Source organism: Sphingomonas sp. 10B4, assembly GCF_035019905.1.
Lineage (GTDB): Bacteria > Pseudomonadota > Alphaproteobacteria > Sphingomonadales > Sphingomonadaceae > Sphingomonas > Sphingomonas glacialis.
The window spans coordinates 16743-35324 of sequence record NZ_JASJVC010000012.1 but is presented as its reverse complement, the minus strand read 5'-3'; the positions used below and the strand labels follow the sequence as shown (position 1 = coordinate 35324).

At 67.4% G+C, this 18582-nt stretch carries 21 protein-coding genes, 1 tRNA gene and 1 pseudogene; 9 read left to right on the top strand and 14 right to left on the bottom strand.

The window, feature by feature from the left end:
• Positions 1 to 8: 8 nt before the first annotated feature.
• From QN347_RS05780 to QN347_RS05770, 3 genes are read right to left on the bottom strand one after another with little or no spacing between them, the layout of a single operon-like run.
• Positions 9 to 944, bottom strand: coding sequence for a tyrosine-type recombinase/integrase (locus QN347_RS05780; protein WP_322162981.1), 936 nt, complete (start codon positions 942 to 944; stop codon positions 9 to 11).
• The gene (locus tag QN347_RS05775; protein WP_322162979.1) at positions 941 to 2788 is read right to left on the bottom strand and encodes a hypothetical protein; all 1848 of its coding nucleotides are present in this window, start codon (positions 2786 to 2788) and stop codon (positions 941 to 943) included. Before QN347_RS05775 ends, QN347_RS05780 begins: the two co-directional genes overlap by 4 nt.
• Positions 2769 to 2906: a hypothetical protein gene (locus QN347_RS05770; RefSeq protein ID WP_165954491.1), complete on the bottom strand. Its 138-nt coding sequence runs from the start codon at positions 2904 to 2906 to the stop codon at positions 2769 to 2771. The genes QN347_RS05775 and QN347_RS05770 overlap by 20 nt, the downstream gene beginning before the upstream one ends.
• A gap of 85 nt (positions 2907 to 2991) precedes the next feature.
• Between QN347_RS05770 and QN347_RS05765 the strand changes: the two genes are divergently transcribed.
• Genes QN347_RS05765 through QN347_RS05755 form a run of 3 tightly spaced genes read left to right on the top strand, consistent with a single transcriptional unit; the run spans position 2992 to position 4821 of the window.
• Positions 2992 to 3546 (top strand): shikimate kinase, encoded by a 555-nt coding sequence (locus tag QN347_RS05765; protein WP_322162977.1) that lies wholly within the window; start codon positions 2992 to 2994, stop codon positions 3544 to 3546.
• Entirely contained in the window at positions 3543 to 4634 is a 1092-nt protein-coding gene (aroB, locus tag QN347_RS05760; RefSeq protein ID WP_322162975.1) for a 3-dehydroquinate synthase, read from the top strand. The genes QN347_RS05765 and aroB overlap by 4 nt, the downstream gene beginning before the upstream one ends.
• Before the next feature lie 37 nt (positions 4635 to 4671).
• Positions 4672 to 4821 (top strand): DUF2256 domain-containing protein, encoded by a 150-nt coding sequence (locus QN347_RS05755; protein ID WP_133189151.1) that lies wholly within the window; start codon positions 4672 to 4674, stop codon positions 4819 to 4821.
• A 326-nt stretch (positions 4822 to 5147) separates the two neighbouring features.
• On the opposite strand, the gene QN347_RS05750 is transcribed toward QN347_RS05755, so the two are convergent.
• From QN347_RS05750 to radA, 5 genes are read right to left on the bottom strand one after another with little or no spacing between them, the layout of a single operon-like run.
• Entirely contained in the window at positions 5148 to 5477 is a 330-nt protein-coding gene (locus QN347_RS05750) for a DUF423 domain-containing protein (RefSeq protein ID WP_322162973.1), read from the bottom strand.
• The gene (locus QN347_RS05745; RefSeq protein ID WP_322162971.1) at positions 5474 to 7273 is read right to left on the bottom strand and encodes a cation:proton antiporter; all 1800 of its coding nucleotides are present in this window, start codon (positions 7271 to 7273) and stop codon (positions 5474 to 5476) included. Before QN347_RS05745 ends, QN347_RS05750 begins: the two co-directional genes overlap by 4 nt.
• Positions 7270 to 7704 (bottom strand): iron-sulfur cluster assembly scaffold protein, encoded by a 435-nt coding sequence (locus tag QN347_RS05740; protein WP_322162970.1) that lies wholly within the window; start codon positions 7702 to 7704, stop codon positions 7270 to 7272. Before QN347_RS05740 ends, QN347_RS05745 begins: the two co-directional genes overlap by 4 nt.
• Before the next feature lie 45 nt (positions 7705 to 7749).
• Positions 7750 to 8319: a CvpA family protein gene (locus QN347_RS05735; protein ID WP_322162969.1), complete on the bottom strand. Its 570-nt coding sequence runs from the start codon at positions 8317 to 8319 to the stop codon at positions 7750 to 7752.
• A 43-nt stretch (positions 8320 to 8362) separates the two neighbouring features.
• A complete protein-coding gene (gene radA / locus QN347_RS05730; protein WP_322162967.1) occupies positions 8363 to 9736 on the bottom strand; it encodes a DNA repair protein RadA in 1374 nt (457 codons plus the stop codon).
• A gap of 148 nt (positions 9737 to 9884) precedes the next feature.
• Here radA and QN347_RS05725 point away from each other — a divergent pair, with 148 nt between their 5' ends.
• The gene (locus tag QN347_RS05725; RefSeq protein ID WP_322162965.1) at positions 9885 to 10295 is read left to right on the top strand and encodes a BLUF domain-containing protein; all 411 of its coding nucleotides are present in this window, start codon (positions 9885 to 9887) and stop codon (positions 10293 to 10295) included.
• A 3-nt stretch (positions 10296 to 10298) separates the two neighbouring features.
• On the opposite strand, the gene QN347_RS05720 is transcribed toward QN347_RS05725, so the two are convergent.
• Positions 10299 to 11003, bottom strand: a complete 705-nt coding sequence (locus QN347_RS05720) for a glutathione binding-like protein (RefSeq protein ID WP_322162963.1) — start codon at positions 11001 to 11003, stop codon at positions 10299 to 10301.
• Between the two features lie 76 nt (positions 11004 to 11079).
• On the opposite strand from QN347_RS05720, the gene QN347_RS05715 reads away from it, so the two are divergent.
• Positions 11080 to 12258: a glycosyltransferase family 1 protein gene (locus tag QN347_RS05715; protein ID WP_322162961.1), complete on the top strand. Its 1179-nt coding sequence runs from the start codon at positions 11080 to 11082 to the stop codon at positions 12256 to 12258.
• Positions 12259 to 12332: 74 nt separating this feature from the next.
• On the opposite strand, the gene QN347_RS05710 is transcribed toward QN347_RS05715, so the two are convergent.
• Together QN347_RS05710 and QN347_RS05705 are read right to left on the bottom strand one after the other, a co-directional pair.
• A complete protein-coding gene (locus tag QN347_RS05710) occupies positions 12333 to 12647 on the bottom strand; it encodes a DUF2218 domain-containing protein (RefSeq protein WP_322162960.1) in 315 nt (104 codons plus the stop codon).
• Positions 12647 to 13186 (bottom strand): PadR family transcriptional regulator, encoded by a 540-nt coding sequence (locus tag QN347_RS05705; protein ID WP_416350851.1) that lies wholly within the window; start codon positions 13184 to 13186, stop codon positions 12647 to 12649. Before QN347_RS05705 ends, QN347_RS05710 begins: the two co-directional genes overlap by 1 nt.
• Before the next feature lie 169 nt (positions 13187 to 13355).
• Between QN347_RS05705 and QN347_RS05700 the strand changes: the two genes are divergently transcribed.
• From QN347_RS05700 to QN347_RS05685, 4 genes are all read left to right on the top strand, one after another.
• The gene (locus tag QN347_RS05700; RefSeq protein ID WP_322162958.1) at positions 13356 to 14666 is read left to right on the top strand and encodes a replication-associated recombination protein A; all 1311 of its coding nucleotides are present in this window, start codon (positions 13356 to 13358) and stop codon (positions 14664 to 14666) included.
• A complete protein-coding gene (locus QN347_RS05695; RefSeq protein WP_323493985.1) occupies positions 14663 to 14899 on the top strand; it encodes a hypothetical protein in 237 nt (78 codons plus the stop codon). Before QN347_RS05700 ends, QN347_RS05695 begins: the two co-directional genes overlap by 4 nt.
• Positions 14896 to 15756 (top strand): hypothetical protein, encoded by an 861-nt coding sequence (locus tag QN347_RS05690; protein ID WP_322162955.1) that lies wholly within the window; start codon positions 14896 to 14898, stop codon positions 15754 to 15756. The genes QN347_RS05695 and QN347_RS05690 overlap by 4 nt, the downstream gene beginning before the upstream one ends.
• An 18-nt stretch (positions 15757 to 15774) precedes the next feature.
• Positions 15775 to 15850: transfer RNA gene (locus QN347_RS05685), tRNA-Thr, on the top strand.
• A 1010-nt stretch (positions 15851 to 16860) separates the two neighbouring features.
• Here QN347_RS05685 and QN347_RS05680 read toward each other — a convergent pair.
• The 3 genes and pseudogenes from QN347_RS05680 to QN347_RS05670 all read right to left on the bottom strand — a co-directional run bounded on the left by QN347_RS05680 (position 16861) and on the right by QN347_RS05670 (position 18558).
• On the bottom strand, positions 16861 to 17376 hold the full coding sequence (locus QN347_RS05680) for a DNA-binding domain-containing protein (RefSeq protein WP_323493984.1): 516 nt from the start codon (positions 17374 to 17376) through the stop codon (positions 16861 to 16863).
• The gene (locus QN347_RS05675; RefSeq protein ID WP_322162952.1) at positions 17373 to 18224 is read right to left on the bottom strand and encodes a DUF692 domain-containing protein; all 852 of its coding nucleotides are present in this window, start codon (positions 18222 to 18224) and stop codon (positions 17373 to 17375) included. Before QN347_RS05675 ends, QN347_RS05680 begins: the two co-directional genes overlap by 4 nt.
• 73 nt (positions 18225 to 18297) lie before the next feature.
• Positions 18298 to 18558: pseudogene (locus QN347_RS05670) on the bottom strand (hypothetical protein).
• Between the last annotated feature and the right edge of the window lie 24 nt (positions 18559 to 18582).

The following is an 18582-nucleotide window of genomic DNA, read 5'->3' as shown; positions in this document are numbered from 1 at the left end:
AGCGGCGGTTAAGGCCCGCCGCGCTTTGCGTCAACGCGCGCTGTCGCCTCGGCAAGCGGATGGCGCGTATTGACGAGCTCCACGAGCCGGCTCGCATCGACATGCGTGTAGATTTCGGTCGTCGCGATATCGGCATGGCCGAGCATCGATTGCAGCGCGCGAAGATCGGCCCCGCCCGCCAGCAAGTGCGTCGCAAAGGCATGGCGCAGCACGTGCGGACTGACGCGATCGGGCGGAATCCCCGCCTCGCCCGCCAGGCCCTTGAGCAGCTGATACAGCCGGATCCGGCTGAGATGGCTCTTGCCCGAGGGGAACAGCCACGGGCTCTCTTCGGGGACATGCAACCGCCACACCGCCACCGCCGCACGGGCGCGATCGGAGAGCGGGACGAGCCGCTCCTTGCCGCCCTTGCCGCGCAGGATGAGATACGGCCGGTCGGGCGCCACCGCGCGGCGCGGCAGCGACATCAGCTCGGTCGCGCGCAGCCCCGATCCGTAAAGCAATTCGACCAACGCGGCGAGCCGCAGGTCGTTGGGATCGGGCGGCTCGCGTGCGATTCGCGCACTGATCGCGGCAAACAGCCGGTCGATATCGGCATGGTCGAGCACCTTGGGCAGCCCGCGCGATGCGCCAGGCCGTGGGAGCGCGGCACCCGGATCGTCGCTGCGAAACCCCTCATCGACCAGGAACGCGAAAAAGCGCCGCAACGCCGCCGATTTGCGCGCCACGCTCGCCTTCGACAGCGCAAGCCATTCGCCACCGAGCCGCGCGAGATCCTCGGCACCGGCAGCGCTCAAGCGCCCTTCAAGAAACCCCGAGGCAAGCTCGAGATCGCTGCGATAGGCGAGCACGGTATTCTTCGCCGCCCCCGATTCGGCGACCATCATCTCGAGAAATCGCTCGATCAGCGCGCGGTCCCCGCCCGCTGCCGACGGCTTGGTCACAACCGGCTCATCGCCTCGACCGCGACCATCTTGGCCTCGCCGGGCAGGCCGACCGCACGCAGCGCGGTCACGATGTGATAGAGAGCCTCGGGCGACACGCCGCGCCACGCACGCGTCTGCATCCCCACCGCCGCCAGCAACGCCACCGTGCCGGGCTCGCGGTCGACGACCGCGGTCTTGAGCGCCCGCGTCCAGCTGTCCTCGCGCCCGACGCGCACGCCGAGCGTCCGCGCGCCGCGCTCGATCTCGCTCGCCGACATCCGGCCCAGCCCCGTCAGGCCAGCAAAGAACATCCGCCGCTTGAGCCCGTCCGAATCGTTCGCGCCGGCATAGGCGCTGACCTCGTCATAACTCGCCACCGGCTCGGCCGGGTCGACCAGCGTCAGCATCGCCCAGGCATTGCTGCCGCGCTCGGCCTTTTCGCGCCAGCGCATCGCGCGTGGATCAAGCCCCGCACTCAGAATCGCCGCAACGATGCGGTCGATATCGGGCTTCTCGAGCGTCTGCGGCAACCGCGCCGCCGCGCCCGCGGTGAGCACGAGCCGCGCATAGCGGCCTTCATCGGTCTTGGGTTCGTCCCACAGCCGCTTGAGCGCATCGGCACGCCCCGCCACGTTGCTCGCGTCATACGACGCGCGCAAGTCGCGGGCGATGCCCGCTTCGGCGACCGACTGGTCGTCCCCGGCGTCGATCGCGCTGTAGAGGTCGATCAGCGCCGCGCTCGACAGGATCCCGCGTGCCGCCGCAAGCTCGGCCGCCGCCGCGCGGACGTTCGGCGCGAGCGTCGGCGCAAGCGCACGCCAGCCGTCGACCGCAGGCGTTCCCGTCGCGAGCAGCGTCGCCGGGATCTCGACCCCAGCGGCCGTGGCGAGGCCATAGCGCCATGCGGTCAGTTGCGAGACATCGTCCCACTCGATCGTGACCGCCTGACGACCGCTCTGCCCGGTGCCGGCAACCTTCTGCGCAAGCAACAGGTCGACGTCCCCGGCCAGCCGCGTCCGCCGCGCCTGGGTCAGCAACGGCTGCACCTTCGCGGGCATTCCCGACAGGCCAGCGCACATCGCGCGCGCGAGGATCCAGCCGCGCTCGGCGCCAAGCGTCGCGCCCGCCTCGACCGCCGGGCACAACGCCGCGGGATCGCCCGCAGCGAGCGCCGCCTGCATCGCCGCGACGAACATCTTGGGCGTGTAATCTTCGGTATCGACAGCTTGCACCATCGCCCGCGCGGCGACCGATTCGCCCATCCGCACCAGCAGCCACGCGCGCTCGGCGGCGAAGTCCGCGCCGTTGACACCGCGCGGCGTATCGACGCGCGCGAGCAAGGCGCGCCGCAGCACGATCGACACCCAGCGCGACGCGACCGGCGGGTTCAGCCGCCGCATCAGTGTTTCGAGATAGCGGCCATTGGCGCGGCCGAACGCGTCGGTTGCCATCGCGCCCTGTGCCGGGCCGACGACGCCGACCTGCGCCAGCGAGCGGCGGGCGTACGCCGGCATGTCGGCGCGAACGAACGCCGCAAAATCGGTCGCCGCAGGGGGCGCGACGGTCGGCACCGGCGTTGCGAGCGGCGTCGGCGCGGCATCGGGGCCTCCGGGACCGAGCGGTGTGAGACCGAGCGGGGCGGGAACGAGCGGAGCCGCCGCAGGGGCCGCCGGCCGCGCCGCGGTCGGCGCGGCGTCGGGCCGATTCGGCTGGGCAGCGCGCGGACGCGGTGCGCTCGGCGGCGGCGTCGGATCACCGAAGCCGGGCGGAAGAATCGATTCGGGCTTGTCCTGGCCTAGCGCCGGAATCGCCAGCGCCGCGGCCAGCGCGGCGATCGCGACCTTACTTCTGGAGATTCGCAAGCGGGACGGCCTTCTCTACATGCTTCAGCGGCTTTTCGTGCGACAGACGCGAGAGGCCGAACAGCAAAGCGACCACCACCACGAGGACGACGATGAGAGCGACGATCGAACGGGGCATGGGCTCACAACCTGCAACAAACTGAAAATGGGCAACGACCAAGCTTTTGCCCGAGACGCAGGTGCGCTGTATAGCGCTCGCTTCGATGTTGCAAAGCCCCGCCCCCTCTCCGCCCGAACCGCCCATCTGGACCGGCCAGCCGATCGTGCTGGTGGGATTGATGGGGGCCGGCAAATCGACCGTCGGGCGCAGGCTCGCCACGCGCCTCGACCTCCCCTTCGTCGACGCCGATACCGAGATCGAGATCGCCGCCGGCATGGCGGTGTCCGAAATCTTCGAGCGATTCGGCGAAGCGCATTTCCGCGACGGCGAACGCCGCGTGATCGCGCGGCTGATGGACGGCGAGCGCCGCGTCATCGCGACCGGCGGCGGTGCCTTTGTCGATCCGCAGACGCGCGCTGCGATCCTTTCGAACGGCTTTGCGATCTGGCTCGACGCGAAGCCCGCGGTGCTCGTCGAGCGCGTCTCGCGCCGCGACACCCGCCCGCTGCTGCGCAATCGCGATCCGCTCGCGGTGCTCGAAGAACTGGCGCGCGTGCGCAACCCGTTCTACGCGACGGCACACCTCCGCGTCTCGAGCCACCGTGCGCCGCACGACGCGACCGTCAACGCCATCCTGAAAGCGCTCGGCAAGATATGACGACCATCCCCGTGGCGCTCGGTTCGCGCAGTTACGACGTCGTGATCGAAGCCGGCGTCCTCGCGCGGGCGGCCGATTGGCTGAAGCCCTTGTCGCGCGGACGGCGGATGGCGATCGTCACCGACGAGAACGTCCTGCCGCATCTGGCGACGCTGCAGGCGTCGCTCACCGCGGCGGGGGTCGAGAGCGACGCGATCGTGCTGCCGCCGGGCGAGGGCACCAAGAGCTGGGCGATGCTCGAACAGCTCACCGACCGGCTGCTCGAGCTCGGCATCGAGCGCGGCGATCATGTCGTGGCGCTTGGCGGGGGCGTGATCGGCGATCTGGTCGGCTTCGCGTGCAGCATCGTCAAGCGCGGCTGCGGCTTCGTCCAGATCCCGACGACGCTGCTCGCACAGGTCGATTCGTCGGTCGGCGGCAAGACCGCGATCAATTCACGCGCCGGCAAGAACCTGGTCGGCGCGTTCCACCAGCCCGCCTTGGTGCTGATCGACCCGGATGTGCTCGACACGCTGCCGCTGCGCCACGTCCGCGCGGGCTATGCCGAGGTCGTGAAATACGGGCTGATCGACGACCCCGCCTTTTTCGAATGGTGCGAGGCGAACGCGCCCGCCTTGGTCGCCGGTGATCCCGCCGCGCGCGCCTACGCCATCGCGCATTCGGTCGCCGCCAAGGCGCGGATCGTCGCCGAGGACGAGCGCGAGACGACCGGCAAGCGCGCCTTGCTCAACCTCGGCCACACCTTCGGCCATGCGCTCGAGGCCGAGGCTGGTTTCTCCGACCGCTTGCTCCACGGCGAGGGCGTCGCCGCCGGGATGGCGCTGGCGTTCGGCTATTCGGCGGCGCGCGGGCTCGCACCCGCCGCCGATGCCGATCGCGTCGCGGCGCATTTGCGCGCGATCGGCTTGCCCGATGGTGTAGCGGCGGCCGGGATCGAGGCCGATGGCGAGACCCTCGTCGCGCACATGCTCCACGACAAGAAGATGGACGCGGGCAAGCTCCCCTTCCTGCTCGCGCGCGGGATCGGTGGGACCTTCCTCGACATATCGGTGAACCTCGCCGACGTCCGGGCGTTTCTCGACGCCTGAGCGTCGGTCCACGCGCAGCACCAGGAAGGCCCCCCTCATGCCCCAAGGCATCGCCAAGGCGAACCTGCCCGAAAAGACCTGCCCGGTCTGCCAGCGCCCCTTTGCCTGGCGCAAGAAATGGGCGCGCGACTGGGACAACGTCGTCTATTGCTCGGAACGCTGTCGCCGCGCCGCAAAGAGCGGGTAACGGCGCACGGGAGGATTTGGCGGCGATAGCTGGTGGCAATCCCACCAACCTCGCAACTCGGACTCGTTACGCTATCAGGCTCGCAAAGACCGCCCGCGACAGCAACACAAACCCCACGTCGAGCGTGAGATGATCCAGCACCATTTCCGCTCTTCGTCACGATTGGGCGCACACCATTCTGCTGTCCTACAACCCACCGCACATGATACTGTTGCAGCGGCGTTTGGAAGGGTCCCCCGGGATCCGCATCGGTACAAAAACGGAAACGATCGCCCCGGTCGATCGCGCGTCTGGGGGTCCATCGAGTCAACCGATCCGTGCGTCGCTTACCCCCGGGCGATCCAGGCCAGCCACAGCCAGCCGGCGATCAGCGCTGCGCCGCCGATCGGCGTGATCGCGCCGAACCAGCGCGGCGCGCCGAGCGCCATCAGGTAGAGCGAGCCCGCAAAAATCGCGCCGCCGGCGAGGAACAGCCACGCCGGCCCGCGCGCTTCCATCTTCAGCGCGACGAGCGCCGCGACCGCATGGATCAGCTGATAATGCGCGCCGGTCTTGAGCCATTCGGCCGCGTCCTTGCCCGCGCCATGCGCGCCGAACGCGCCCGCGCCGATCGCCAGCGCCCCCGACAGCGCAGCGAGAATGGCAATCCAGTTCATCGTGGTTCCTCCACCGATGCTTCGTCCTCGGGCAGCGCCGATTCGCGTTCGTGCTGCGTGATGATCTTCTCGCGCGCGGCGCGGATGTCGCCCGCGGCGACTTGCGCGCGCAGCCGCTCTTTGTCCTTGCGGCGATAGGTGTCCTCGGTGCGGTCGATCTCGGCCTGGTCGACGCCGATGCTCTTGAGCGCCATCCGCCCCATCTTCACCGCCGATTCGAGCACCTCGCGCACCACCCCGTCGAGCGGCGCGCCCTTGAGCTTGATCACCGCGCGGCGATCATAGGCGCGGACATAGATCGAGGCGTGCGGGAACGCCTCCTTCACGCCCTTGACGAGATCGGCAGAAATCTGGTCGCCGTCCATGCAGAACATGATCAGCTCGGCCTCCCCCGCCCCCGCCTGGCGCAGCATGTCGAGCCGCGTGCCGTCGCCATAATAGACCTTCGCGCCGAACTCGCTCGCGATGTCGATCATCTCGATATCGGTGTCGATCAGCGTCACCGGGACCCCTTGCGCGATCAGCATCTGCGCGACGGTCTGGCCGAAGCGCCCATAGCCGACGATCAGCGCGTTGGCGCCGTCCGCGGTCGGCCCGTCGCGCTCGCCGGCGATGATCGGCTCTTCGCGGATGCGCTGCGTGATCATCATCAGGAACGGCGTCGTCGCCATCGACAGCGTGACGATCGCGCCGAACAGGCTCGCCGCCTCGGGCGCGATCAGGAAGGCGTGCTGCGCCTGCGCGAACAGCACGAAGCCGAACTCGCCGCCCTGGCTCAGCAACAGCCCGAGCGCGAGCGCCGCGCGCCACTTCATCTTGAACAGCATGCCGATGCCGAAGATGATCAGCGCCTTGGTAGCAATCAGCGCCAGCGCCATGCCGATGACGAAGAACGGCCGCTCGGCGATCGCATGCAGGTCGAGCATCATCCCGACCGCGAGGAAGAACAGCCCGAGCAGGATCGAGCGGAACGGCTCGACATCTGCTTCCAGTTCATGCCGATACGGGCTGTCGGCGAGCATCACGCCCGCGACGAACGCGCCGAGCGCGGTCGACAGGCCGAGCGATTCCATGATCGCCGCCGCGCCGATCACAGTGAACAAAGCGGCAAACACGAACATCTCGCGCTCGCCCATATTGCCGATGATTCGGAACAGCGGCCGCAGCAGGAAGCGTCCGGCAGCGACCAGCCCCGCCACCGCACCGACGGTGTAGAGGAACAGCAGCCATCCCGGCGGACCACCGGCATCGGCGGGATTGCGCGACAAGACCGTGACGAGCGTGATCAAGGGCACGATCGACAGATCCTGGAACAGCAGGATCGAGAAGGCGCGCTCCCCGAACGGGGTGCGCAGCCGCCCCGCCGATTGCAGCATCGGCAAAACCTGCGCGGTCGAAGACAGCGCGAGCGGCAGGCCGAGCACGAGCGCCGCGGCCCAGGAGAAATGCTGCGGCGATCCGCCGAGCCGCGTCGAAAGCCAGACCACGCCCGTCACCGCGAGTCCGCACAGCACGACCTGCATCAGGCCAAGCCCGAAGATTTCCTTCTTGAGCGCCCACAGCCGCGTCGGGTTGAGCTCGAGCCCGACGATGAACAGCAGCAAGATGATGCCGAGCTCGGCGATGCCCATCTTCGATTCGGCATTGCCGACCAGATGCAGCACTTGCGGCCCGACCACCGCGCCCGCGACGAGATAGCCGAGCGTCGCACCGAGCCCGAAGCGGCGGAAGATCAGGACGAAGACGAGCGCGAAGCCGCCGAGGATGACGCCATCGAGCAGCAGCGATTCGCTCATGCCGGTGCCTTGCCGGCAGCGGCTTGCGCCGCCTCGGCCGCCGCCTCGAAGGCCAGCCGGATCGAGGCATGGCGCGCGCTGTGCGGCAGCGCGGGCGCGAACAGCTCGAGCCCCGTCCAGCTCGGCGGCGGCCCCTCGCTCGCCAGCCAGGCAGCCAGCGCATCGCGCGCTGCGACGAGTTCGGCGGGGGTCTTGCCGATCACCTCGGCCCCCATCAGCGACGCCGATGCCTGGCCCAGCGCACAGGCGCGCACCAGCATCCCGAGCTCGGCGACCCGCCCGTCGCGATCCATGTTGACGTCGACCGTCACGCGGCTGCCGCACACCGGCGAGCGCTTCTCCGACGAGCCCATCGGATCGGGCAAACGCTGATGGTGCGGAATCGTCGTCGAGAGGCGAAGGATCTCGGTGGTGTAGAGCGGCGCGGTCATGCCGCCTATGTAGGCGGGCTCGCCGCGCGCGTCACCCCGCCGCGGTCAGTCGGCGGCGTTGTCGGGCTCGGCGGCGCGCGGCGTCCGCACATGGGCCGGGCCGAACACCGGCTCGCCACGGCGGCGGCGATCGACGAAGTCGGCGATGCTCGCGCTGGTCGTGTTGAGCAGGGGATAGACCTTGGCCTGGGTCAGCCATTCGGGCCGGTGCGTCGGGCCGCCGCTCATCGTATCGGTCATCAGCACGACGAGCAGGAAGGCGAGGCTCGCCAGGATCAGCCCCTTCAGCGCGCCGAAGCCGAAGCCGAGCGCGCGGTCGACCGGCCCGAGGATCGAATCGCGCGTGCGCGCGCCGATCGCATTGGCGACCATCCGCCCGCCGAAATAGGTCACGCCTCCAAGGATCGCGAAGGCGAGCACAGCAGCGCCCGTGGTGGTCCCGACCATGCCGGTCAGCGCATGCGTCAGCGGCACGTGGAACAGCTTTACCGCGAACACGATCGCCACCCAGGCGAACAGCGAGAGCACTTCGGTGACGAACCCGCGCACCAGCCCGAGCGTGGCGGATCCGCCGATGGTCAGCAGGACAAGGATATCGAGCGCGGTAAGATGCATCCCCGCGCCTTATCGCCGAGCGATGGGTTAAGTCGAGGGGCTGCTATCGTCCAAGCATATGCTCGACGAAACTCCCGAGCGTGCGGAAGCCGGTCAGCTTCAACCCGCTCTTGTCGTCTTGCACCGCCGCGGGCAGCAACGCTCGCTCGAAACCGAGCTTGCCCGCTTCCTTCAGCCGCAGCGCGCCGTGCGCCACCGGCCGCACCTCGCCCGACAGCGCAAGCTCGCCAAACACCACCGCGTCGGCGGGCACCGGCCGCTCGGACAGCGCCGAGATCAACGCCGCCGCCACCGCGAGATCGGCCGCCGGATCCTGCACGCGGTAGCCGCCGGCAATGTTGAGATAGACTTCGCTCGACGAGAAACTCAGCCCACACCGCGCCTCGAGCACCGCGAGCACCATCGCGAGCCGCCCGCTGTCCCAGCCGACCACCGCGCGCCGCGGCGTCGCCCCACTTGCGAGGCGTACGACGAGCGCCTGGATCTCGACCAGCACCGGCCGCGTGCCCTCGAGCGCGGGGAACACCGTCGTCCCCGTCATCCCCTCGTCGCGCTGCGTAAGGAACAACGCCGAGGGATTTCCGACCTCGGACAAGCCTTCCGAGACCATCGCGAACACGCCGATCTCGTCGGTCCCGCCAAAGCGGTTCTTGATCGCGCGCAGGATGCGATATTGGTGGCTGCGCTCGCCCTCGAAGCTCAGCACGGTGTCGACCATATGTTCGAGCACGCGCGGCCCCGCGATCGACCCGTCCTTGGTGACATGGCCGACCAGCACCACTGCCGTCCCGCGCTCCTTGGCGAAGCGGATCAGCTCCTGTGCCGACGCCCGTACCTGGCTGACGGTGCCCGGCGCGCCTTCGATCAAGTCGCTGTGCATCGTCTGGATCGAATCGATCACGAGCAAGGCGGGTGGCTGCCCCTGCCCCAGCGTCGTCAGGATATCGCGCGTCGAACTCGCCGCCGCGAGCTGAACCGGCGCATGCCCCAGTCCGAGACGCCGCGCGCGCAGGCGGACCTGATCGGCAGCTTCCTCGCCCGAGACGTACGCAACGCTCAGGCCCGCGAGCGCCATCTTCGCCGCCGCCTGCAGCAGCAGCGTCGACTTGCCGATCCCGGGATCGCCGCCGATCAGCGTCGCCGATCCCTCGACAAAGCCACCGCCCAGTGCGCGGTCGAGCTCGGCGATTCCCGACGTCATCCGTTCGGGCAGCTCGATCTCGGCATCGAGCCCGACCAGCGTCATCGTCCGCCCGCCCGACTGGAGGTTATGCTTGGCCTGGAACGGCGTCACGGTGCCGCCGCCTGCTTCCTCGACCAGCGTGTTCCATTCGGCGCAGTCGGCGCACTGCCCCTGCCAGCGGTGCGACACCGATCCACAGGCCTGGCAGACATAGCGTTTTTGAGGTTTGGCCATGGGACGAGCATAGCGAGCGGAGAACGAGAGGGGAACAGATTTTCCGACGCTGTACCTTTATGCGCTTTCAAAATGTCGTAGCGCGAGATCTTAACCGTTCTTTCGCGCTTTGCGCAGAAACCGGAGGTTCCAGGTCTGGAGCGTAAGCATGCAGCGTCTTATCTATATAAGCAGCACCCGATCCCCGCTCACGACGGTGGAACTCGATGCTATCCTGATCGCATCACGCCGTAACAATGCCGCCGTCGGCGTGACCGGCCTGCTCGTCGCGGGTGGACGCCGCTTCCTCCAGGCGCTCGAAGGCCCGGAAGCTGCCGTCGAGACGGTCTTCAACAGGATCAAGGCCGATCCGCGCCACCACGCCGTCGTCATCCTCTCGCGCACGACGATCGATACGCCGACCTTTGGCCAATGGGCGATGGGCTTCAACCGCGGCGGCACGGGAGGCGGCGATGCAATAACGCTCCCCGAAACCGTCGCCACGCTGGTCGAGCCGATCACCGACCCGACCGTGCGCGGCTATTTCGAAGGCTTTGCGCAAGTCCACGCCGCCGCGTGAGCGCTACGCGCGCGCCGGGATGGTGAGCCCGCGCTGCACCGCCGGCCGCGCGAGCCCACGCGCGAGCCACGCCTTGACGTTGGCAAAGTCGTCGAACCCGACAAGCTCGCCCGCGCCGTAAAAGTCGACAACCGCGTTCACCCAACCCAGCATCGCGATATCGGCGATCGTATAGTCCTCGCCAACAAACCAGCGCTTGTCGGCGAGCGCGACATCCATCACGCCGAGCAAGCGCCTGACCTCGGCGACATAGCGGTCGCGCGGACGCTTGTCCTCGAAGTCCTTGCCGGCGAACTTCACGAAGAAGCCCATCTGGCCGAACATCGGGCCGACGCCGCCCATCTGGAACATCACCCACTGGATCGCCTGAAGCCGCGCGACCGGGTCGCTCGGCAGGAACCGGCCGGTCTTCTCGGCAAGGTAAAGCAGAATCGCACCCGATTCGAACAAAGCCAGCGGCGCACCGCCCGGGCCGTCGGGATCGAGGATCGCGGGGATCTTGCCATTGGGGTTGAGCGATTCGAATTCGGGGGTCTTCTGGTCGTCCTTCGCAAAATCGACCAGATGCGGCTCGTACGCCAGCCCGGTTTCCTCGAGCATGATCGAGACCTTGACGCCATTCGGGGTCGGCAACGAATAGAGCTGCAACCGCTCGGGATGCTGTGCCGGCCAGCGCTTGGTGATCGGGAAAGCGGAAAGATCGGGCATTGCGAACTCCTTTGGCGCGCCACGATGGCGTGCAGGAGATAGTCACGCGCCCCGCGCTTCGCTATGGCGCCATCCGATGCAAGCTTCCGATCTCCGTGTCGCGCTCTTCAGCGGCAACTATAACTATACCCGCGATGGTGCGAACCAGACGCTCAATTTGCTCGTCGGCCATTTGCTGAGCCGCGGCGTCAAGGTGCGCGTCTATGCCCCCACCAGCCGCACGCCAGCCTTTCCGCCGACCGGCGACCTTGTCAGCGCACCCTCGATCAAGATCCCGCTGCGCGGCGAATACAAGCTGACGCGCGGCATGGGCAATCGCGTGCGGCGCGATCTCGCGGCGTTCGCGCCGAACCTGATCCACCTCTCGGCGCCCGACTGGCTCGGCCACAAGGCGCTCGCTTATGCCGAGAAGCACGACATCGCGTGCGTCGCTTCGTACCATACGCGCTTCGAGACCTATATGAGCTATTACGGGCTCGGGTTTCTGGTGCCGATGATGATCCGCGCGCAAAAGCGCTTCTACAGCCGCGTCGACGAAGTGCTCGCGCCGAGCCAGATGATGGGCGAGATCCTGCACGATTGGGGCGTGCCGACGCCGGTCACGCGCTGGTCGCGCGGCGTCAATCCCGAACGCTTCAACCCCGCGCGGCGCGATCTCGCGTGGCGCCGCAGCCTCGGCATCGCCGATGACGAGATCGCGGTCGGGTTCCTCGGCCGGCTGGTCAAGGAAAAGGGCCTCGATGTGTTCGCGCAGGCGCTGCGCGCGCTCGACCAGCGCGGCGTCAAGCATCGCACCTTCGTCGTCGGCGAAGGCCCCGCGCGCGACTGGTTCGCGCAGCAAGCGCCCAATGCAGTGTTCGCGGGGTATCTGACCGGCGACGATCTCGGGCGTGCTGTCGCGTCGATGGATGTGTTCTTCAACCCGAGCCTCACCGAAACCTTCGGCAACGTCACGCTCGAGGCGATGGCAGCGGGCGTCCCCGTGGTCGCGGCGCGCGCGTCGGGTGCGGTCGGGCTGATCGCCGATGGCGTGACCGGGCTGATCGTCCCGCCGACCGATATCGAGGGCTATGCCGATGCGCTCCAGCGCCTCTGCGAGGACGACACGTTCCGCCACAGCGCAGGCGCTGCAGGCCACGCCGCGGCAGCGGCCTATCAATGGGAGCGGATCAACCAGGTCGTGCTCGACACCTATCTCAAGGTACTCGAGCGCCGCGCTTCCGGGCACCCGACCGGCGCCGCGCACGCCGCGTAAAGCGGTCGATGCCCGCGACCCGGCATCCCCTGTGGGAAGCGCGGATCGCGGGTCAGCCACACGGCGGACAGGTCTTATCGCCAGTCATAACTCAGCGGCGCCTCGCGAAACGCGAAGCGATCGACATGGCGCGCGACGGCGCCCTTCAGGCCCTCGAGCTGCTCGACCGACGTCGCGTCGATCCGCACCTCAAGCACATCGGGATGCGCATCGAACGTCACCGTCGCATCACCGGGATGCGCGGCGCCGCGCGCATCCTTGGGGAAGACGATCGTCCCATGTTCGGGGGTGAACACCACCGCCAGAGTGTGCTCCCAATGCTTGCACGTCTGCTGGAGGTATTTGCTCGCCGAGGCGGTCGGCACGCGGGCGGTTGCGGTATAGGCCATCACAGCCGCTCGATCTTCTGCGCGGCGTCGTCGATCAGCGCGACGATCTGGTGGAGCGTTTCCTGCTCGACCTGCTCGTGGCGCAGCTTGTGCACCAGCACCTCGCGCAGATTGCCCATCGCGCGGCGCACCGCCGAACTCTCGGTCCGCGCCCGCTCGGCACCGACCTCGGCGAGCCGCGCGAACAGCGCCTCGACCAATTCGCCATTTTCGGCGAGCAGCGCCGTCCCGCCCTCGGTGGTCGCAAAGAGCTTTTTCGCCCCCTCGGCCTGCCGCGCTTCGATCAGCTCCATTTCGTCGAGCAGCGTCAGCGTCGGATAGACCACCCCCGGGCTCGGCGCGTAGGCGCCACCGGTGAGATCCTCGATCGAGCGGATCAGGTCATAGCCGTGGCGCGGCTCGTCGGCGATCAGCTTGAGCAGGACGAGCCGCAGTTCGCCACCGTCGAACATCCGCCGGCCGCGCGGGCCACCGCGCATGCCCATACGGCCGTGCCCGGCTTGGCAGCCGTGGCTGCCGCGTTCTGAAAATCCAAACATAGCGTTCCTTCTGTATAACACGATGGCACTAAGATATATCTTAATGCGCTCTTCGCAAGGTCTGCCGCGCACTTTTTTGAGGCCCTGCTCGCGCCTCGCCCACGAGAGCCAGCCCAGGCCCCATCCGCCACGGGTGGTTAGCGCCCGTCGGAACGCCTATCTTGCTTGGATGCCCGATCTTTTCGCCGCCTTCGATCCGCCCGCCGCCGAGGCTGTCAGCGCCACTGCCCCGCTCGCCGATCGCCTCCGCCCGACCACGCTCGCCGAGGTCGTCGGGCAGGAGCACATCACCGGCCCCGAGGGCGCGATCGGGCGGATGGTCGCCGCGGGGCGGCTGTCGTCGATGATCCTGTGGGGCCCGCCCGGCACCGGCAAGACGACGATCGCACGGCTGCTCGCCGATGCCGTCGGCCTGCGCTTCGTGGCGATCTCGGCGGTGTTTTCAGGCGTCGCCGACCTCAAGAAAGCCTTTGCCGAGGCGCGCGACCATGCCCGGCTGGGCAAGCGGACCTTGCTGTTCGTCGACGAGATCCACCGCTTCAATCGCGCGCAGCAGGACGGCTTCCTGCCCTATGTCGAGGACGGCACCGTCACCCTGGTCGGCGCAACGACCGAGAATCCGTCGTTCGAGCTCAACGCCGCCGTGCTCAGCCGCGCGCAAGTGTTGATCCTCCACCGGCTCGACCACGCCGCGCTCGGTAAATTGCTCGACCGCGCCGAGCAGATCGAGGACCAGCCGCTCCCGCTCACCGCGTCCGCGCGCGATGCGATGATCGCCAGCGCCGATGGCGACGGCCGCTTCCTGCTCAACCAGGCCGAGACGCTGTTCGCGGTCAACCTGCCCGAGCCGCTCGACCCCGCCGGCCTCTCCGCCTTCCTGCAGCGTCGCGTCGCGGTCTACGACAAGGATCGCGAGGGGCATTACAATCTCATCTCCGCGCTCCACAAAGCGGTGCGCGGATCGGACCCGCAGGCCGCGCTCTATTACCTCGCGCGGATGCTCACCGCGGGCGAGGAACCGCTCTATCTGCTGCGCCGGATGGTCCGCATGGCGGTCGAGGATATCGGCCTTGCCGATCCGAACGCGCTGACGCAGTGCCTCGCCGCCAAGGACGCCTATGATTTCCTGGGATCGCCCGAGGGCGAGCTCGCGATCGCGCAGGCATGCCTCTATCTCGCCACCGCCCCCAAATCGAATGCCGCCTACAAGGCGCAGAAGGCGGCGTGGAAATCGGCACGCGAGACCGGATCGCTGATGCCGCCCGAGAATATCCTCAATGCGCCGACCAAGCTGATGAAGGAGATCGGCTACGGCAAGGGCTATGCGTACGATCACGATACGGCCGATGGCTTTTCAGGATCGAACTATTGGCCTGCGGAGATGGAGCCGCAGACCTTCTATGTCCCGACCGATCGCGGCGTCGAAAAGCGGATCGCCGAACGCATGGCGTGGTGGGCGAGCTTGAAAGACGCGCAATGAAGGACTGGGCTTCCCGCGCCGCCTCCGCGTTGACCTTGCCTGACACCATCGCCGCGACGCCTGATGACGGCGCGGCGGTCAAGGTCGGATCGAACGGCCGGACCTTCGTCTCGATCGGCTGGTCCACCCTGCTCGTCCGCCACGGCAGCGACGATCCCGACCGCGTCGAGGCGATGATCGCGCGCGACCCGGCGGCTGCGCGCAAACGCAGCAAACCGCGCACAAGGGCGTGATCCCGACCCACTTCACTCGCTTCGCCGCGATCGATTGGTCGGGGGCGAAGGGCGCGCGCCACCCCGGCATCGCGCTCGCGCTGTGCGAGACGGGCGCGGCGGCCCCGACGCTCGTCTCGCCGCCGCGCGGTGTCTGGTCGCGCGCCGACATCCTGCACTGGCTGCGCGATCAGGCCGAGACGCCGCTGCTCGTCGGCTTCGACTTCAGCTTTGCGCCACCCCATGTCGAGCGCGGCGCCTATCTGCCCGGCGAGGCTGCGCCGACGACCGCGCGCGCCTTCTGGGGTTATGTCGATGCGCACGCCCCCGATGCCGATCTCGGCGCTGCCTCGTTCCTCGAATTGCGCCGCGGCACGCATTTCTATCTCGGCGCGGCCGACGGCACGAAAGCCGATTTCCTCCACTTCCGCCGCTGCGAGGCGCATCACAATGCCGCTGGGTTCGGCAAGCCCTCGACCGTCTACGACGCGATCGGCGCAGCGCAGGTCGCCAAGGCGAGCTTTGCCGGCATGCGGCTGCTGCACCATCTCGCGCCAGCCATCCCGGTCTGGCCGATCGACCCCGCCCCCCACACCGGAGCGTGCGTCGTCGAAATCTACACGACGATCGCCGCGCGCGCCGCCGGGGTGCGCAAGGGACGCAGCAAGGTGCGCGATGCCGCCGCGCTCGACACGGCGCTCGCCACGCTTGGCAGCCGCGCGCACACGCCGCTCGCGCGCTATACCGATCACGCGACCGACGCGATCCTCACCGCCGCCTGGCTCCGCTCGAACGCGGCGCGCACCGATTTTTGGCACCCGAGCGCGCTGACCCCCCAAATTGCGCGCACCGAGGGCTGGACCTTCGGCATATCCTGACGCATTGAGCGACAGTGTGCCGGCTTAGCTCAGTTGGTAGAGCGCCAGTTTTGTAAACTGGATGTCGCGGGTTCGATTCCTGCAGCCGGCACCATGACCACCTTATGGGCCTGGAAACGCTCATAATTGGCAGTTTTCCGTGACTTTCGCCCTCGCCAAGGTACAGCGGGAAGGTACAAGAAAGTGGCGGTCAGATTTATTTTGCATCATATCCTCATCAACCGAAAAACAGGCCGACTCAGCTATCGACGGGCCTTCCCGGCCGCCCTCGTCCCGTTCGTGCCGGCGGGGCCTTCAGGTAAGGCGCCCGCCTTTCTCAAGGTCTCGCTAGCCACCAAGGACTCGAGAACACCAGAGTTCCACATACGCTACGCCGCCGCTGCAGCCCGGTTCGAAGCGGTCGTGGGACAAGCCCGCAAGATGGCTACGGGAGCGTATGACACCCTCGACGCCCCGCGCATCGCGTATCTCGGCAAAGTCTTTGAGGCCGATTGGTTGGCGAGGCACGAAGCCTCTCGTTGGGAGGGAGGGCCGGATCGGGCGGCCAGGATCAAGAACGGCTGGGATTTAATGTTGCCCAGTCTGAAGGGTTGGCGCGGCAGTGGCGACCTGGACGCTATTGAGAACCAGTGGGCCGCATCGGCGATCAAATTGCTGGCGGCGCAGGATCACGCTTTGGACCCTGCCGACCATGCAGGCTTCGCTTCGTTGTGCCTCGAATTGAACGATACCGCGATCAGGGTCCAGGCACATTGCAGGCCACCGCCGCCCCGATCGTCTCCGCACGCGGCTAGGGTCCCATACGGGTTCCCACGGGCCCCTTCTCGAACGGCGGGTCCCGGCTGTGCACATCGCGATTGCCAAGGCGCGTGACGAATAGAATAAAACGACGATTTATCGATGCCTACCGATTATTCCCGCCTCATGTAGACCTGAGGCTGGTCGTTACTGGAACCTTAAGTGGGCCCGAACGACGCGGCCGATGCCAGGGATGCACGCGGTCACGCTCTCCTTCCTGATGCGTGATACCGACGACATCAGAGAACCCAGGTCGGCCCCAAATCCTCACATCGATCGTCCTTAAAACCACCTAACCCGGATTATTCATGAGTCTTCGTACCAGGGCTTTGCCGACCCGGCTTTGCGGTTTGACGACCGCGGCGGGCGGCAGTTTCCCGTGGCGCAGGTGACGGCGCGATTTCGGGTGTTTGCGGGTTTGCGGGGATGGGCTTGATCGGCGGCACGGCCGCATCGGCTATCCGGACCGACAAACGCCTCCCCTAGCGCGTATTCGATCCACGCAAGCTCGGCGACTTCGGGATCATCGGGATACAGCAACGCGAGCGTTGCCGGAAAATCCCGCGGATAGGCGTCGAGCGTCCAGCTCGTCGGTGGCACGCGCTCGATATGGGCGACGATGGCATGATGAAACGCCTCGCCGCCAACCCAGGCGCGCGTCTGCACAAAGCTTTCCTCAAGGCACGCGACCAGTTGGGCGCGATACGTGTTCTGATAAACCAGCAAGCCGGCTGCGGCCGCGCTGCCATAGCGGTTTGCCGCGTCGGCATCCGCAGCGACGAGCCACGCGCGCATATCGCGCTGGAGCGTGAGCAAGCTCATGCCGCTTTGGCCAAGGGCTGTCCGCCGATCTGCCGGGCAAGGTCCAGCTCGGCCAGAAGCTCGTGCAACGGCGGGATGTCGTCGTCACGCTCGATCATCGTAGCGACCGGCCCGAGCATCGGCAAACCATGCGCGTACAGGTCCCATACCGAGGTTGGTACAGGCTGATCGTGCGTATCGATCAGCATGTCCTGTCCGCGGCTGTGCCCGGCCAGATGAATCTGCCGCACGCGTTCGTGCGGCACGCCGTTGAGATAGGCGATCGGATCGAAGCCGTGGTTGGTCGCGCTGACGAACACATTGTTGACGTCGAGCAGCAGTCCGCAGCCGCTGCGCGCGCACATCGCATCCAGGAACTGCCATTCGGTCATGTCGGCACCCTCGAACGCGATATAGGTGGAGGGATTCTCGATCAGCATCGTGCGGCCGAGGGTGTCCTGCGCGCGGCCGATATTTGCGCAGACCAGGGCGAGGGCTTCGTCTGTGTAGGGCAAGGGGAGCAGATCGTGCGAACTGAAGCCCTCTATGCGAGTCCAGCTGAGATGATCGGATACGAACAGGGGCTCGATCTCATCGACCAGCGCGCGCAGCCGGGCGAGATACGCCTCGTCCAGTCCGTCGGCCGATCCGATCGACATCGAAACGCCGTGCAGCGCGACCGGATAGGACGCGCGGACATCGCGCAGGATCTGGCGCGGCTTGCCGCCATCGACCATGAAGTTCTCGGAAATCACTTCGACGAAATCGACCGCGACGCGGTGTTCGAGAAATCCGGCATAATGCGGTTTACGCAAGCCGAGTCCGAAACCGGCAAAGGGCGTGATGGGCAAGGCCATGGGCTTTGGCATGGGGTCCGTCCTGATCCGTGCTGGAGAGAAGGTCGGTCCGGTCCCCTGACGGTGACCGGGCCGAGTCCCGCGATCAGTTCGGCGCGGTCAGGCTGCCACCGGCCTTGGTGCACTGTTTTGCCGACAGCGCCTTGAAGCCCTGTCCTTAACAGTCATTCTGGCCCTTGCATTCGTTCTTGGCGGTCTTGCAGTCCGACGTGCCCTTGCAGGTATTGACGCCGTAGCAGTGCACCGTGTCGCCATCCTTTGCGACCGCGACGGTCGGGGCCGCAGCACTGATGGCGACGACGGCGGCGGCGGCGGCGAAGCTGATGCCGGTACGAAGAGTAAGCATGGAAAATCTCCCGGAAGGGGTTTG